Origin of the sequence: Blautia sp. AF32-4BH (assembly GCF_003460565.1) — a bacterium.
In the GTDB taxonomy this organism is placed as follows: Bacteria; Bacillota; Clostridia; order Lachnospirales; family Lachnospiraceae; genus Fusicatenibacter; species Fusicatenibacter saccharivorans.
Window position 1 is genome coordinate 22,906 of record NZ_QTVL01000007.1, and the last position, 17,012, is coordinate 39,917.

At 41.8% G+C, this 17,012-nt stretch carries 13 protein-coding genes and 3 pseudogenes; 4 read left to right on the top strand and 12 right to left on the bottom strand.

The window, feature by feature from the left end:
* Positions 1–99 precede the first annotated feature (99 nt).
* A complete protein-coding gene (locus DWZ44_RS09980) occupies positions 100–780 on the top strand; it encodes a response regulator transcription factor (RefSeq protein WP_082424906.1) in 681 nt (226 codons plus the stop codon).
* Positions 777–1,949 (top strand): sensor histidine kinase, encoded by a 1,173-nt coding sequence (locus tag DWZ44_RS09985; RefSeq protein ID WP_117804790.1) that lies wholly within the window; start codon positions 777–779, stop codon positions 1,947–1,949. Before DWZ44_RS09980 ends, DWZ44_RS09985 begins: the two co-directional genes overlap by 4 nt.
* 140 nt (positions 1,950–2,089) lie before the next feature.
* On the opposite strand, the pseudogene DWZ44_RS09990 reads toward DWZ44_RS09985, so the two are convergent.
* The 3 genes and pseudogenes from DWZ44_RS09990 to DWZ44_RS10000 form a co-directional block, all read right to left on the bottom strand.
* Positions 2,090–2,272: pseudogene (locus DWZ44_RS09990) on the bottom strand (AAA family ATPase); the annotation flags it as partial.
* Positions 2,273–2,774: 502 nt separating this feature from the next.
* Positions 2,775–3,053 (bottom strand): DUF4160 domain-containing protein, encoded by a 279-nt coding sequence (locus DWZ44_RS09995; RefSeq protein WP_055227426.1) that lies wholly within the window; start codon positions 3,051–3,053, stop codon positions 2,775–2,777.
* Positions 3,046–3,315, bottom strand: a complete 270-nt coding sequence (locus DWZ44_RS10000; RefSeq protein WP_055227428.1) for a hypothetical protein — start codon at positions 3,313–3,315, stop codon at positions 3,046–3,048. Before DWZ44_RS10000 ends, DWZ44_RS09995 begins: the two co-directional genes overlap by 8 nt.
* 218 nt (positions 3,316–3,533) lie before the next feature.
* Between DWZ44_RS10000 and DWZ44_RS10005 the strand changes: the two are divergent.
* A pseudogene (locus tag DWZ44_RS10005) lies at positions 3,534–4,073 on the top strand (helix-turn-helix domain-containing protein); the annotation flags it as partial.
* Between the two features lie 258 nt (positions 4,074–4,331).
* Here the strand turns inward: DWZ44_RS10005 and DWZ44_RS18410 are convergent.
* Positions 4,332–6,257 carry a hypothetical protein gene (locus DWZ44_RS18410; protein WP_199608686.1) on the bottom strand — a complete coding sequence of 642 codons (1,926 nt, stop codon included), beginning with the start codon at positions 6,255–6,257 and terminating at the stop codon, positions 4,332–4,334.
* Between the two features lie 443 nt (positions 6,258–6,700).
* On the opposite strand from DWZ44_RS18410, the gene DWZ44_RS19525 reads away from it, so the two are divergent.
* Positions 6,701–6,880: a hypothetical protein gene (locus DWZ44_RS19525; protein ID WP_442857709.1), complete on the top strand. Its 180-nt coding sequence runs from the start codon at positions 6,701–6,703 to the stop codon at positions 6,878–6,880.
* A 464-nt stretch (positions 6,881–7,344) separates the two neighbouring features.
* Here DWZ44_RS19525 and tnpC read toward each other — a convergent pair.
* From tnpC to DWZ44_RS10050, 8 genes and pseudogenes are all read right to left on the bottom strand, one after another.
* Positions 7,345–8,985: pseudogene (tnpC, locus tag DWZ44_RS10015) on the bottom strand (IS66 family transposase); the annotation flags it as partial.
* Positions 8,986–9,137: 152 nt separating this feature from the next.
* Positions 9,138–9,398, bottom strand: a complete 261-nt coding sequence (gene tnpB, locus DWZ44_RS19530) for an IS66 family insertion sequence element accessory protein TnpB (RefSeq protein ID WP_147342476.1) — start codon at positions 9,396–9,398, stop codon at positions 9,138–9,140.
* A complete protein-coding gene (gene tnpB, locus DWZ44_RS19535; protein WP_117804792.1) occupies positions 9,329–9,490 on the bottom strand; it encodes an IS66 family insertion sequence element accessory protein TnpB in 162 nt (53 codons plus the stop codon). The genes tnpB (DWZ44_RS19530) and tnpB (DWZ44_RS19535) overlap by 70 nt, the downstream gene beginning before the upstream one ends.
* Before the next feature lie 107 nt (positions 9,491–9,597).
* Positions 9,598–9,813, bottom strand: a complete 216-nt coding sequence (gene tnpA / locus DWZ44_RS18415; protein WP_173827710.1) for an IS66 family insertion sequence element accessory protein TnpA — start codon at positions 9,811–9,813, stop codon at positions 9,598–9,600.
* 198 nt (positions 9,814–10,011) lie between these two features.
* Entirely contained in the window at positions 10,012–11,295 is a 1,284-nt protein-coding gene (ltrA, locus tag DWZ44_RS10035) for a group II intron reverse transcriptase/maturase (RefSeq protein WP_117804793.1), read from the bottom strand.
* Between the two features lie 229 nt (positions 11,296–11,524).
* Positions 11,525–12,991, bottom strand: a complete 1,467-nt coding sequence (gene ltrA, locus DWZ44_RS10040; RefSeq protein WP_082424990.1) for a group II intron reverse transcriptase/maturase — start codon at positions 12,989–12,991, stop codon at positions 11,525–11,527.
* Between the two features lie 973 nt (positions 12,992–13,964).
* A complete protein-coding gene (locus tag DWZ44_RS10045) occupies positions 13,965–15,362 on the bottom strand; it encodes an ATP-binding protein (protein WP_112483362.1) in 1,398 nt (465 codons plus the stop codon).
* A 371-nt stretch (positions 15,363–15,733) separates the two neighbouring features.
* A complete protein-coding gene (locus DWZ44_RS10050; RefSeq protein ID WP_117804794.1) occupies positions 15,734–16,276 on the bottom strand; it encodes a hypothetical protein in 543 nt (180 codons plus the stop codon).
* Positions 16,277–17,012 lie beyond the last annotated feature (736 nt).

Sequence of the window (17,012 nt, forward strand, 5' to 3'; positions counted from 1 at the left end):
GTGGTTGCTCCTTTGATTTTATTGATTGACCAGCTGACTCTGATATTATACAATAGCTGTTGTAAAATCATTGTTAAGAAATGGGCAGGTGAAAAAATTTTGAGATTATTAATCGTGGAAGATGAGAAACAAATGTGTGACACAGTTGCCAGAAGTCTGTACGCCGCCGGGTACGAGGTAGATACCTGCTATGATGGGGCGGAGGCTCTGGAATGCATCCTGGCAGAAAATTATGATCTGATTGTCCTGGATCTCAATCTGCCCGGCATGGACGGAATGGATCTTCTAAAAGAGCTCCGAAAGGAAAACGAAGAAACGAAGGTGCTGATCTTATCTGCAAGAGGACAGATTGCAGACAAAGTAGAAGGACTCGATGCCGGGGCAAATGATTATATGGAAAAGCCGTTCCATCTGCAGGAGCTGGAAGCGCGGATCCGCAGTCTGACAAGAAGAAAATTTGTGCAGAAGGATGTCTGTCTGGAAAGTGGCGGGATCAAATTCGATACCATCAAGCGAGAGGCCTATGCCAACGGAACCCTGGTTTCCCTGACAAGAAAAGAAAACGGAATTTTGGAATATCTGCTTCTCCACCTTGGCAGACCGGTAAGCCAGGAAGAATTGATCGAGCATGTCTGGGATGCCTCCGTGGACAGCTTCAGCGGATCCATCCGCGTCCATATGTCTTCGCTTCGGCGAAAGCTCAGGGCGGTACTTGGATACGATCCGATTTTGAATAAAGTAGGCGAAGGATATCAAATACGAGAGGAGTCCGACCGATGAAAAAAATATCACTGCAGTGGAGACTTACCTGTATCATTACCCTGTATATTGCGGTCATCTGTGGATGTCTGACCCTGCTTGTCTATAAAAACGGAATTTATTATATCGATTCCCTGCAGGAGACCGTAGATGCCCGGGGCGATGATGCCGGAGATCAGGGCGGAGACGGTACCGCAGACGGTTCCGATCAAATCTATATCAGCATTCCGGAGGACAATTGGGATGAATTTGCCAGAGATTTCTCTGTTCAGGTGTACAACAACAAAGCAGACTACAAAAGAAACAGCCTGATCCTTTCCGCTTTATTGGCCCTTCTTGGCGGTGTCGCTACCTATTTTATCAGTGGCCATGCACTTCGGCCCATTCGTGAGTTCTCCGAAAAAATCGAGGAGGTGCAGGCACAGAATCTGGCCGATTCGCGCATTGAAGAAAACAAAGTAAAAGAGCTGAACCAGCTTCGTATTTCGTATAACAAGATGCTGGAACGTCTCGCAGATGCTTTTGAAATCCAGAGACAATTTACGGCAAATGCAGCACACGAGCTTCGAACCCCATTGTCTGTCATGCAGGTACAGCTCGATTTATACCATTCCACCCCGCATCCAGGCAATGACGCCGACACCTTACAAACACTGAAAATGGTGACAGAGCAAAACGGCCGGCTCAGCAAAATGGTCAAGACACTGCTCGATATGAGTGAGCTTCAAACAGTAAGCAGGGATGAAACCATTGCCGTTGACGCCCTTGTCGATGAAGTACTGGTGGATCTGGAACCGCTTGCCCAGGAAAAGGAGATAAAACTGATCGGGAACTGTAAAGATACCACTATGGTCGGAAGTGACATTTTGATTTACCGGATGGTATACAATCTTGTTGAGAATGCAATCAAATACAACCATTTCGGCGGACAGGTTACCGTAACCGCATACCGGAAGGGAAAAAGCATCTGCCTGTCCGTAGAAGATACCGGAAGCGGAATCCCGGCTGAATTAAAAGAACGCATATTTGAACCATTCTTTCGTGTAGATAAATCCAGAAGCCGCCAGCTCGGCGGAGTAGGCCTTGGGCTGGCCCTGGTTCATGAAATCGTGCGCGTACATGACGGCAGAATAACCGTTCAGTCCAGCCCGTCCGGTGGAACGATCTTTGAGGTAGTTTTTACACAGTGACATCATCCCAAAAGCCAGTCGATGACATAATCTGTTCTGCAATGTCTGAAGTGCCGATTCCAGCGTATCTTCGTCCATTGCGTATTTTCCGTCCTGCATTCGGACAAGCGCGCCATATCTTTGTTTTTCATTATCCGTTAGTTTCGGAGCATACTCATATTTAAGGTCTTACCAAAACGGCGGGGCCTTGTAAAAAGATTTACCTTTCCCCAGCTGTCAAGAAGCTGTTCAATCAGTCTTGTCTTATCAATATAGTAAAAACCTTGTTGGCGAATTTCCTTAAAATCTTCGACACCAACCGGAAGTTTTAACGTCGCTGCCATTCTTCCACGCCCTTTCCGAAGCTACATTAACAGGCAAAGGATATTATATCCCAGTGCATTTTGATTTTACCATTTGGGAACTCAAATGGCAAGTTGATCCTATCTTCTGCTTTGCCTCGTTTACGGCACATCAATCAGTCCGAAGCGGTAGAACATTCCGTATATGTAGGTCACGCCCCGGATGTCGCCCAGAGCCTTTGGTCCACGCAACTCTAGGGGTCTGACCCTATGAAAATCTGAGTAGACGGGAACTATCGTACTGCTGGAAAACCCTGGTAAAAAGCGAGTAAAACGGCAGCCGTCTCCTTTTCGAGACCCCTGCCGTTTTACTCGCTTTTTCTATTCATTTTCATAGGGCATACCCCCATGTGTCTCGTTTGCTAAGGTCATGGGAATATTAGGAAAATCTTTTAATCTTATCTTTGTATCAGAATTATAGTGATCTTCTTTTGGATTGACCGCCTTTGGACCGGTCCCCGATGTACTATAAGTTACAATATGCTTAACAATAGAATCCTATCTCATCCGTCACAAATGCCTCTTTCCATTTTGCACAAATAAAGAAAAACTGTGCTGATATAAATTCCATCAATTCATTCAGCTCTTTCTTGGAAATTTTACTTCCATTACTTGCCAAAATGCATCCACCTGACTTTGTAAGCCATATTTTAGTCGCATTTGGAGTAGGCTTACCTTTTGATATATGAACATGAATTGGTTCTCCATTTTCATTAGACCAAAAATATACCGTATATCCACATACCATAAACAATTTAGGCAATTTGAATCCCCCCATTCTCCGCATACCGGTATAGCAAATGAGCATTACTATGCAGGAGTTCTTCAAACATTGCTATTTCTTCATCCGAATATCCTTGGCGTTCTGTCCATTTGTAATCAGGCAATTCACACCTTGCCGAATCAAATCCATCTTCTGTTGGTCGTTCAAAGTTTACAATAACTTTTTTCATTCCATCTTTTTCAACAATTTGTGAATGAACAATCTCCGTTTCATCTGCCAGTGTCATATATGGATACATCATACAACGTCACCCCGTTTCTTATTTTTAAACTCATTATAGCATCATACCCTGTCGTTGTCATGTGATTAAAAGCTAAATTCTTTCACTGAAAATTTCAAAAGTAAATTCCATCGTCCGCTTATGCGGTGGAATTTACTCCTACATGAGTGGAGTTTAATCTTTCATATATTCGTGCTATGCTCATGAAGACCTTCTGACAGCAGTAGAAGGAGATCTCTATGAGTAAATATATTCCTGGTAACCAGAAACATCTTTCCCTTGAAGACCGTAAATACATTGAGCGTTCCCTGAATAACGGCAGCACTTTTAAAGATATCGCCCGCTTCTTATGCAAAGATCCTACAACTATTTCGAAGGAAGTGAAACTCCATCGTGTAAGTGATTGGTATCATAAAGGATCCTTCCTTAACACTCACAACTTCTGCATTCATAGATATCACTGCAGAAAAACAAATGTATGCAGGAAAATCATACTCTGCAACATTAAGTGTACTTCCTGTCCAACCTGTAACCAAACCTGTCCTGATTTCGTTAAAGAACAGTGTAACCGTCTTGATAAGGCTCCTTACGTCTGTAATGGATGTCCGAAAGCCATCCATCATTGTTCCATTGCTCACAAGTACCGTTACGATGCTGTCTTTGCAGACCGCAAATACAAGGAATGTCTGTCTTCGTCCAGGGCTGGTATAAACATGACAAAGCATGAACTACGTCAAAAGGACATGGTCATTTCGCCTCTTATTTATCAGGGACAATCCGGAGATTCCACCTATGCAGATGCCTGCTTAAGCCGAATGACATCCAAGGCATATCGTCTTGAATTTCCTGGCAGAGATCGTAGAGTAAACAACGGTAACTAATAAACCTGCTGAGCTTTGCTCAGTTTGAAGCGGAATGGCGCTCCGTTCCTCTGGAACGGATGCGCAGTTCTTGCGGAATATGCACTATTTTAAAAAAATTACAGAATTTCTTTTTTATTCTTTTTATTTGTAATCTTATGTTCATTTCTTCTATTTTCAGAAGCTCTCATTCTTTTCTAATTCCCTGCATTTTCCAGAAAGCTCTTCCTCCAACGCTCTCACATCTCTGCAAATCTTTCCTTGGATCTCCTCTGTAAATTTTTCCAGCAATGGATCTCTCACCTTCAGCTCTTCTCTCACTTCGTCCCACCATAGAAACTCTCTATACTTGCAGATCACCTGCTCCACGCATTTTCCTATCCTCGTCTCTTTCCCACATTCCTCTGCCTTTTTCTCATTCTGTAAACTTGCATAATACAAAATCGTGACATTAAGCTCTTCTATCACCTTATTCATTTTCCTGCAGTCTACCTGGGTTCCATGCGAATTTTCTTTTTCTGCCTTACGTTTTCGTTCTTTCTCTTTTCTTTGCGTAGCTATTACTTCATCATATACAAACAACTCACCATCTTGGCTGATATATCCCACTTCGCTCAATACCAGTTTCAACAATTCCGGCGCTGCATGCAGTGTAGATGAAAGCTGCGATAGCTCCCACCGTTCTGCTCTCCTGATATATTCTTCCAATTGCTCAATAGTCGGTTTCTTCTCGATTCTTTTTCCAAATGACTTCTTCAGCCATCCAATACTCTGATAAATAAAAACTACCCGTGACGCCCAGTCGATTGCATCAGCCAGGGAGTTTATTCCCAGCGTGTCCAATATCTGGGAACTGTGATATAAAAATGTTTTCCATCCCTGCAAAACCGCCTGCGCGATCTGTATTCCATCCCCGCCCATATTGTTGGCTTGTACAAGAATTCCTTTTTCCTCTGCCTCTGGAAATGTGCGAAGGAAATCCCGAATCGTCACCCTGTCATATGGGACATTCCATTCGACACCCTCCTCAAATTGGATATACGGAAACATTTTATAGCGTGTATAGCTATCCATATCATCTTTATAATACGTATAAAAAGAAACATGCCGAATCTCATGTCCATGCTTTTTGCAATAAAACACCAGATTTTCCGACAGCTCCTCCTCATGAATCAGGATCATTTCCGGAATACGATATTCCAGGCAATAGTCAATCTGTAAACTGCAGATCTGTCCATTTCCTTTTATATATTCCTGAAGTTTTTCTTCTGCATACGTTATATTTTCCCGAATTTTCTCTTCATAACCGTCCTCTACCGCTACTCCATGAAACTGCCCCAATTCATCCTGATAAACTGGCGCAAAAGCAATCTCATCCACTTGCCGTACATATTCTGGATGATCCTGCAATAATTTTCGCTTTTCTTCTCCTATCTGCATCAATGTATACTCAGCATACGAATAAAATGCCCGATACAATCTATGAATCAAAAGAAAATACTTATAAAAAAGCGGGACACAGCAAAGTCTTGTATCTGCTACTCCATACTCTAACAAATCCTTTTTGGCCTTTTGTAACATCCTTTTTAGATTTGTATTCATCTTCAGATGTGTGGTCTCCAGAATTTCTGACAGATCTAAATAAATTTTTTCTTCATCATAATGAATCGGTATATGGCCATGCTGCATATAGTTTCGCAGAAAGTCTACAATTTTATACTCCGAATATTGATCATATGCTTTCGAAATGAAGTTTTTCTTAAAACTTTTATCCTTAGAAATATAGAATTCATCAAATTTCTCCATAGATTCTATCAATGTCCGCCCTGCGCTGACGGCATTGCAAAGCAACGCATTGATCTGAATCACATCTACAGTTTCTCCTCTCTTAGCGAATATACGATCGTCAAATTGTAAAGAGAATTTCTCAAACATATTTTCCAAGTTAAAAACCATCATACTATATAACTCATCCAATTCACAAATATGCTGTGACATGCTGAGATACCGCCGCAATATCTGTTCATGCTCCCATGGCAGTTTCTCAAGCTGTGTTCCTGGAACATTCAAAAAATCCATTGGAATATACGCTCTTGTATTCATTGACATCCCTCCAAACCTATACAATTCTTTCTTGGAAATGCAAACTTTTTGTATACGCAAATAACGCTCACAAACTTCTCAAATTTATTACTGTATATATACCCCGTACTTACAATATAATTTGATTTTAACACCTATGTTCCAGCATAACAATCAATTCATGACTTTTTGTTTTTTTCTTTTTATAATATTTTTTACTCGTGTTTCTTCCTATTATAATATCTTTTCTTTTAGCATTTACTTTCTACTCTTCTGTTTCTTCTCATACAGCTTCCTTGGTCCGTATTTATGCTATTGAAGACTTATATTCCAAGAATATTCAAATGAGCAGGAGGAACATCTTTATAGGCGTTCTATAACAGCACATTTATAGGGTCTAAATGCTAGTATTCTCAACTCACGCCTTCACGGAAGGCGACGTCGCTGTTGGAGTAGGAGTTGGCATGACGGCCATTTCAACTCACGCCTTCACGGAAGGCGACCGAACCATCAATGCCTGGAGAAATTGCCGGTATATTTCAACTCACGCCTTCACGGAAGGCGACACGATCGACATGGCATCACCGAACGGAAGAATCATTTCAACTCACGCCTTCACGGAAGGCGACTGCAAATTCAAATAATTTTTGCTGCTAAACACTTCTTATTTTTATTAATTCTTTCCAAATTTCTCATTCTAGCTTTTCTTTTTCACCTAGCTTCTCTTCGCTTTTCTCTTCATCCTGTCATTTTTCCGGTGCGAATCTCCCTGTATTTTTCTGTTTATTTACCTTTCGCACTCGAAACATGTACACTCTGTCATAATATTTAATTTGTTTCATTATATCTCTCCACTAATTTTCTATCAACTGAAAATATGTTTTAATTTAATCTCTTTGCTTTTTAAAATTAACTTACTAAAGTTTTTTGTTATTTTTTACTGGCATCGTAAGATGCCAGTAATTAAATTTATAAAATTCTAATAATATCCGAACTTTATCTGATAATTATAAGTAGGTAATCATCCGTATATTGACATTTTATAAAAGCCATCTGATACTGTTTCTGGCTGTCTGCCAAATTCTATATCAGATGGCTTAGTATTATTTTTTAATTTAGTACGGCAGTATTCCGGAAGATCTTCTGACCATGGAAGCAGTTTCTTTAACTCTTTCTCTTTAGGAAAAGCTCCCATTTTTCTGAGTTCATCCAATATATAAGTCAGATATGCGTATGGTTTCAGATGGTTCAGAAGTGCCGTTTCTGTAATGCTGTAAACAAGGGCACTGGTACCAGCTCCCCGTACACTTTTGGCAAACAGCCAGTTGCGGCGTCCCACTGCAAAGTTTTTCAATGCACGTTCTGCACTGTTGTTGTCTATACTGAGATGGCCATCTTCCAGATAGCGTTTCAGATATGCTTCCTGATTAAGCGTATACAAAATGGCATCACCAATAAGGGAAGACCTGTCTACAGAATCTTCCATCGTATGCAGCCATTCAAACAGGGCATCCATAACCGGACGGGACTGTTTCTGGCGCTCCTCATATTTTTCTTCCGGTGTTTTATTGTGGATCATTTCCTCGATCTTATAGAGGATCCCGATCCTTGACATCGCCTGATATGCAATGGTCTCTTTCAGCTGTTCTTTTGTAAAGTCTTTTTTTAATGCTGTGAGGGCTGCATCAAAACGTCGTCTTGCATGGGTAAGGCACCCGCTTACTATGATACCTTCTCCTAAACTGTGATAAGCCTGATATCCATCACAGGTCAGATACCCATGAAACCTGTCCCCTAAAAAGTTTACAGGATGATATCCCGCACGGGTCCTTTCATAATCGAAGAGTACCATCTGCGGGGAACCACTGAATTCATCCGTGAGATATACCCACATCCAGTTCTGGGTCGTCCCTTTCTGATCCGGTTCTCCGAGTACCTGGATCCGGCTTTCGTCACAATGGATATATCTGCTTTCCAGAAGTTCCTCTTTCATCAGCTGATACAGCGGTTTCAGGTATCTGTCTGCACAGTTTATGATCCAGTTCGCCATAGTCTTTGTGGAGAGATCGAGATCATATCTGGCAAACTCTCTTTCCTGACGTGCCAGAGGCATCCCGTTTACATATTTAGCGTTCATGATACCTGCTACGAGGGAAGGTGTAGCAATGCTCCCACGGATCAGGGAAGGTTCTTTTTCCGGACGTTTCATGGATCCGCATTCCGGACAGCTGTATACATAAGTGATCTCTTCTTCAACCTCAAACTTTGCAGGTATAAAACGCAGGCGTTTTACGGTCTCCTTTGTTACTACGCTGTATTTTTTTCCGCATTCCGGACAGTAACGGGCTTCCCCTTCCAGTTTATAGGTCCTGGTCTCAACGGTCTCAAAATTGGAAAGATCTTCTTCCTTCTTTCCTTTTCTTTTTTTACGTTTATAAGAGGATGACCGGATCTCTTCAAAAAGTTCCTCTGTTTCCGCATCCGCATTGGCTTCTGCCTCATTGAACAGGTTCATCTGTTCATAGTCTTCGGCATACTTTTCACTGGATGCCCCAAACTGTTTTCTCTGCGCAAGGGTAAGACGGTCAGAGAGCATGGCATTTAAGAATTCGAGTTCTTTCTGTTTATCCTTCAGCAGCTGGATCTCTGTATCCTTCTTCTTTGTCTGTTCCTGTACGATCTTCATCAATGAGATCAGATCTTCACGGCTCATGTTATTCAGCTGTTTATCTGTAAAGATCGGTTCCATGTCCTGTCCTCCCTGCTTTAGCGTTATAAAAAGTATATCATGGTTCCAGCTGTTTTCCTATAAAAAACTGCGTTTCCAGATATAGGAAATACGCTGGGAAATGCCTTGTTTTTCATGATTTTTACGGGATTGACAGCTCCGCTGTCTTATGCTTACAGGATGATCTTTGGATGGTGTTCCTCAAATGCACCCCTGGGATTTAAAGAGAGCCCGTCACACAGCCAGTGGATCTCTTTCAGAGTCACCTGACGGAGTTCATCTGGAGTATCCGGCCAGTGAAAAGCATTACGGTCGAGCCGTTTCATCAGGCTCCAGAATCCGGACCCGTCCCATTGAAGGATCTTTATAGAAGTACGCCGACGGTTGCAGAACGCAACATGCAGCGTGAGTATGGGTCGAGGTGAAATTTTAATTTGATGATGGCGGCCAGACCATTGTAACTTTTTCTCAGATCAGTGACTCCGCAGGAAAGATATACCGTTGTTCCTCCTGCCAGGTCAAGCATGGCGCTGCAGGAATCCCAGTATAGATTCCATCAGTTCCGGTCTGCAGGAATCAGATATTTCAATACGGATACTGTCTGAAATAAAAATACGCACCGATGAAGATTCCTCAGAGAGCAGCTTCCTGTTCAGATGGAAGTCTGACAAAGACCATATCCTGTTCAGATTCGGATGCCGGCTCTTCTTTTGCAAATCTGCGGATCCAATATCCCATCGTAGATAAAGGGATACCGTTTTCTGTACACCATTGTTTACATGTTTGTCCACTGGTCTGGTATTGTTGGATACGGTCAGACCAGAGTTTTGCTTTTTCTTCTTTATTCATAGTGATATAGAATACCTCCTGAGTTTTAAGGAGATTGTAGCAGAATAAAAAATGAAAAAACAGATACGGATGATTACCTACTTACGAGTAGACAGGCTAAAAATGGGTAATCGAGTAGGAGAAAATTCCTCTTGATGAGGAATTTTCGACCTCTCACACCACCGTGCGTACCGTTCGGTACACGGCGGTTCAATCAACTTAACATGTAACACACCTTTCAGTGTAATAATCTAACATTGAGATTAGTCCAAATGAGGCTAATCTCTTGTTTGTTATTGCTATATTTACAGCACCACAGCTACATACATGAGCATAGGCTCTTGAACAATAACCAACTTTGTATGCTGTAATCCTGTCAATTCCAAGCTTCATCAAATTCTTTGCACGATTCTGCGGAGTTTTCCAGTGTTTCCATATGCACATACGAAGTCTATACCGAATATTTGCATCTAATTTCGCACATAAGATTTTCATACTACCTATCTTGAAGTAGTTTATCCAACCTCGGATAAGCTGATTGAGCTTTTCTACCTTATAGCTGTTGCTGACGCCCCAACTACGACAGGTGAGTCCTTTCATTCTTTTCTTAAACTTCGCTACTGATTTTGCATGCGGTTTTGCCTTAAACTGATGTGCTCTTGAATCAAAGTAGAATCCAAACCCAAGGTATTTAAGTCCACTTGGTCTATCTACTTTGCTCTTAGTCATGTTGACTTTGAGCCCTAGTTTCTCTTCGATGAATCGTGAGATATTTCTCATAACTCTGTTTGCAGACATTTCACTTCCAACCATGATAATACAGTCATCCGCATATCGTACAAAATTAAGCCCTCTCTTTTCCATTTCCTTATCCAGTTCGTTCAACATGATGTTTGCCAGTAGCGGCGAAAGGTTTCCTCCTTGCGGTGTTCCCACAATAGAGTCCTCATACTCATCATCTATCATGATTCCGCTAACTAGGTATTTCCTAACAATAGAGATGACATCTCCATCTTTAATCGTTCTACCAATAATAGTCATCAACTTATCATGATTTACTGTGTCAAAGAACTTTTCCAAGTCAATGTCTACAATCCAGTCATTACCATCATTCATCATATCAAGTGCTGTTAGGATTGCTTGCTGTGCACATCTATTCGGTCTGAATCCGTAGCTATGGTCATGGAACTGTTCCTCATAGATTGGTGTTAAGACCTGTGCAATGGCTTGTTGTATCAATCTGTCTGTTACTGTTGGTACTCCCAGGTTTCTGACACCACCGTCTGGCTTTGGTATTTCCACTCTTCGTACTGGTTGAGGTTTATATTTTCTTGTCCTCAACTGTTCCTTGATAATTTCGCCGTCCTTTACAAGATGTTCTTTAAGTTCTGTGTACTTCATTCCGTCCACTCCCTCGGCACCTTTATTTCGTACGACTTGCAGATATGCTCTGTTGAGATTATCGCTGGATAGTATCTGCTTCATTAGACTACTTGTGTCCATGCGTTCTTTCCTTTCCGTCTCGCTTGATTTGACCACCCTTTTCCCGATTGGTTACGGCAGATGTTGTCATTTCTGCAATACGAGACATACTCAAACTTATTGATTGTTCGCCCCTTCGCTCCATCTCCATTACAGAGACTTCTTCGCTGTCGGGTAAGGGACAAACCTTACGGTTATTCCCTCCCCAAAGAACGGAACGTGCGACTTTCACCGCATTCCGCTCACGTATCTATAACGCATAATATCCCATTTGCGCGGCTCGATTGGAATTCATAGCTCTTTTTCGGTTCAGACGGTGCCTTTTTGCTCGGCATTCAAAGTATTCCCTGTCAAGAAATGGATTCTTGTTTAAAGATATTTGCCCTTTTCGCACAATTGGCATATCCATCATCAGAAATAGGATGTTTTTGTCCGACATAAATGTCCACTTTCTGCCTTTATGCTCTTTCCAGTATTTGTTAACTATCCAGTGCTTGTTTTTGTTTGGGTGTCTGCGTTTGGACCATCTCCACAACATTTCCCATATGCGATGATCCAACGTATGAAAGCACTTCTTAGCACATGATGAGTGATGATAATTTGCCCATCCTACTGTCACCTCATTTATTTTCTTTATGAGTATTTCCTGTGTGGCTGTCTGGTTTTCTTTTATTATTTCACTGATTTTTCTCGTAATTTTCTTCATAGATTTATGTGACGGCTTGATAATCAGTTTTCCTTTAAATTTACGAAAGTTCCAACCCAGAAAGTCGAATCCATCATTAATGTGAGTAATGACCGTTTTCTCTTCTGACAGTCTCAGTCCTCTTTCTTCAAGAAATCTTTCTATCATTGGTTTGATTTCTTTCAGTGTTTCTTTGTCAGATGCTGTAACGATAAAATCGTCAGCAAATCTCACCACATGTACTTTATGCGCATTGTACTTCACACTAAATGTCCTTTTAACTTTGCTTCTCCAGTATACATCCAGTATCATGGGTTCTAATCCATCAAGTACCATGTTTGCATAAGTTGGCGAGATAACTCCTCCCTGTGGAGAGCCTTCTATAGTCGGATATAACTTTCCCTTTTCTACATATCCACAACGCATGAACTCTTTCATAATTCTTTTGTTTCCGGGAATGTTATCCATCATCCACCGATGGCTGATTTTATCAAAGCAGCTTTTTATATCCCCTTCCAGAATCCATTGTGGAGAATCCTTTCTGCTAAGTACACTAAACGCATACTCACGTGCATCTTCAGGACTTCTGTATTTCCGAAATCCAAAGGAGATCCTGTCGGCAGTTGTTTCTGCCACTGGTTCCAGCGCAAGAAGTTGTAATGCCTGCATAGCCCGGTCTCTCATAGTAGGTATTCCCAAAGGACGCTTTTCTTTCTTGCCAAACTTTTCGATATATACCCTTTTCAATGGTTTTGCATGATATGTCTGGCAGTCCAGGCTCCTTACTGCGTTTACTTTTTCTTTATCAGATTTCCAAAATTCTCCATCTATACCTGGAGTTTTCTTTCCTCTGTTGCTAACCACTCGTTTAACAGCCAGAGCCTTCGCGTAAAATGAATTAGTTATTAAATACTGTAATCTCTTAACCAATCTCAGCTTTTGTTCTAATGTTGCCTTTACAATTCGAATCTGTAGCCTGTTAACTTGTTCTTCTGCTTTCTTCCAATCTATCTGGTTCCATTGAAGTTTCATGTCTGTATTGTCCTCACAAATGTGCCATTGAACTTGATACATTCACAGTTTCCAGTTTCTTCATGTAATTGATACGCGTTGGAAGTCTGTTTCCTTTCGGACAGGGCAAATCTTGAACCCTTATTTCATGCATTACACATGAACTTTCGCTTTTTCCAACATCCTCTGCCTTCTGTGCATTGTGCTTTTCTTACGATTAGCCTACCTTTTCCCAGGAGCACATAAGGTTTACCTTGTTTCGTCATTTAAATAATCTTGATATGTTTAGGTTCTGCCTATAGACCGGGAGTTCTCTGTCCGTTTGGCATGATACCATAGTAATTATCATGTCCCTGACTCCGTACTATTTTAGTCAAGGTGTATCAACCACTTTCACCTTTTACACGAGTGACGACCCTTACGACAGTTCACATACGTTAACCTTGCATATCTTTTCCTTGCAATAGGACAGATGTGGTTTCTGTCTTTCTCACGTTGTCCCGCTGCTCCGCACCTTTCATTACTTACTGGGCACTATGCGGTAGAAATACTACAAACGGATGTAGTAGTGAATTTATCACAATTTAAATGACGACTTGCAAGTCGCACACTATGGGCTCGGCTGACTTCTCACAGTTCGTTGTTACTAGGCTAATGAAACCTCTGTGAGACCTCCACGCTTAAGGTGCACGCTCTTTCCTCTCATATATCCGCCACATTTACTCGGTTCCTACAAACGGCAACTTTACGGCTTTGTCTTATTTAGCAGACTTACCAAGCGAAACCTAGCCTCATATGTGATTTCTGTCCGTCGGACCAAGAGTTTGCTTACAGCTTCCTTCAGATTCTACCTTACGATAGACACCCTTGCTGTTCAGCTATACACTTCCTTGTCGCCTAGGCGTGTTCGGGACTTTCACCCGTTAGAGCGCGCCCATGGCGCGCAAACTAAAAATACCCTGCCAGCTTTCACCAGCAGGGTTGATTAGAATTTTTACTTGTAAAGGTCTTCCAGCGTTATCAGCCGAACTTCACCTCGCTCTTGTGCCTGAAGAAGTCCATCTGTGAATCCGCCTTTCGAGAAGATATAGTAGTGATAGTTGTTGCCCTTTCCAAAAACTGAGGCATAATCCCGAATCAAATCGAGTTCATCCACACCGATTTTCTCATTCCGGTATTTGCATGAACCGATGATATAGTCTTTGCCCTCAACAGGAGTTCCGACGATATCAATCTGTATCTGCTTTTTCTTCTTCGGGTCTGTCCCCCACCACTGGCCGATTTCACTCAGCTCAATAGGAAGGCTATCCGAATAATAGAGCAGGTAATCCTGACACATCTTCTCATAAATTAGACCCATGTAATCAGGAAGATACTGCTTTACAGCGTGTGGATAGGTCTTTGCAATTCTGCCAGAGTCAATGGCACTCATATTGATTGGCACAAACCGATACCAGAAACGGAAGAAGTTATCAGCCAGCAGATAGATGGTTTTCTTACCCGGTTTTTCTGTAATCGGTGTTTCTTTCTTCGCAATGCCAAGGTCGATCAGCGTTTTCAGGTACTTCGATACGACCGAGTTTTCCTCGCCGACCTTCATCTTGATATCGTTCATTCGGGAAGCACCTTCTGCAATCGCTTTAATGATTGCATTATAAATGGCCGGCTCCCGGAGTTCCTGCTTCAGTAAGTTCCCCGGTTCCTCATACAGATAGCTGGAGCGGTCAAAGAAATTATCCAACAGAGCTTCATCCACACTATCTCGCACATCCAACTTATTGATATAGTGGGGAACTCCTCCCGTGATCCCATAAATCAGGGAATTGTCTTCTGCAGACAGATTTGGGTGGAACACAGCGGTTTCTTTATAGTCTAGCGGCTCAATCTTAAACTGGCCAGTACGTCTGCCATACAACGGACTTTCCTTTCCAAGCACCTGACTCTCCATGAAGCTCATAGAGGAGCCGCAAAGAATCAGGTACATCTTGGACTCTGTCCATTTGTGGTCGATGATGTGCTGCAGCATCGCTGAAATAGCTGGTTTTGCTTTTGCAAGATAAGGATACTCATCAATGACAAAGACAATCCTCTTTTCCTTTGAAAGTGCTGTCAACTCATCCAAAGCTGCATCATAGGACCTGAACTCCGGTGCAGACTCCATATCCGGCCGCTCAAAACTCATAATCGACTTTGAGAGAGCTTCCAGATTTTCCTTTCCTGTCGTGTTCAATGCAGAAAAGAAAATGGTAGGCTTATCTTTGCAGAACTCGTTGATCAGTGCCGTTTTACCAACACGCCGTCTGCCGTAGATGACAATGCACTCAAACTTATCACCTGCATACCGTTTATTCAGTTTCCGCAGCTCATCCTCACGGCAATAGAATTGACTCATCTGCTCACCTCCAATAATTATACTCGTGAGTTAGTAACTCGTAAGTTACTTCTTTACGAGTATAATAAATCAGATAGTCTGCAAAGTCAAGTAAAATAACGATAAGTACATATGTTGCCTTCCATCCTGACCACGATGTCGGCCCTCTGGTTCTTTTGGGATTTCGGCGCTCACTAGCTATCCCTGTTACCTTGCTGTCTACGCTTAGCCTGCAGCGTTGCCGCGGCAGACTCAACACTCGCTTCAAATGCTGTGGTTAGCAGCTTATTTGATGGGGCTTCCACCCACCGGACTATATACCCTTTGCTGGACGCACGGGCAGACCCCAATGTGGCAAACGTACTGCTCCACTGCTTTCAAATACGCCCGCTTCATTCATAGTGATGATACACATCATCATCTGTCGTATAGAAATCACGACCGTCTGTAGTATAGACAACATCACCGTTTTCCAGATAAAAAACATCAGAACCGCGGCCGGTGATACGAACGCTTTTGCCATCACTGTCACTCAGATATTCCGGCTCCGAGGAAGATGTACTGGAAAGTTCATCGAAGAGTGCACCAAAGCTAAGTGGATCTGTTTCTTTCTCCTCTTCATACGAGGGAATGGGTGTGAGCAAAGCGTCAAAAATCTCCACAATATCTTCGCGCAAAGAACCAGAGTCTTGAGGTTCTTCGAATTTATCAATCCCAAGCCAAAGACGAACTACAATCCAGATCAGGCAAAAAACACCGACACCGATGATAAAAATTCCACCGCGTGTGCTGAGCATAAAAGCATTGGCTGCGCTGTCGCCGGCGGAACTCGTATTCAGAATCGTAGCAAGCCATTCTGGCTGAAATCCGAAATGAAAATAAGCCACCGTCAGACCGCCCCAGATGAAAAAGAAAAATGGTATGAATATGTACATTATAATCGCCTCCTGTCTCATATTTTTTTCATATTTTTAATGAAGCGCAAAACGATCAAACTTTCCATCTGACACTGCTAAATCAATGTCACTCGTACGCTTAAAATCACCTCTTGCCTTGATCCGAAGAGAAGAATTTTTTTACATCATATTTTTTTGCAAAATCAGTAATTTCCTTTATCACCTGTCGGCGTATCCCTGTATTTTCTATTCCACCGGATTCATCGTACAATGCCAACTCATTTCCTGTTTTAATCCCATTATAGCATCATAGTATATAGTTGTCATGTAGTTAAAAACTACATCCTTTCTTCCCCTTTTTTAGTAATCTTTAATGGGGTCTGACCCCAATGTGTATTCCTCCGCCGCTTTCAACTGATTTCGCCGCTCTGACATACCTGAAAATTAAAGCAAAATTGTTACTGTTCCTTTATATGAACTCCGCACTAATTTTTGTACTTCGTTTAATTGCATTACTTTCATCCGCTCTAATTCGCATTCGTCAATAGTATCAGGGGTAAAAATCCTGATTTTTACATTTCCAGTGTCCGTATTGTTCTTAATTGTGATATCATATAATTTTATTTTTTTACAAACGATTTTTCTTTCATAATTTCTCCGAAAATAATTTTATACAAGGATGATTTATTTGCTGACTTGTGATATACTTAAAGTAATGTGTGGACTGGGGAATTTAGTATAATGTACGTTTGTATTCTAATAAAGTATGATTAGC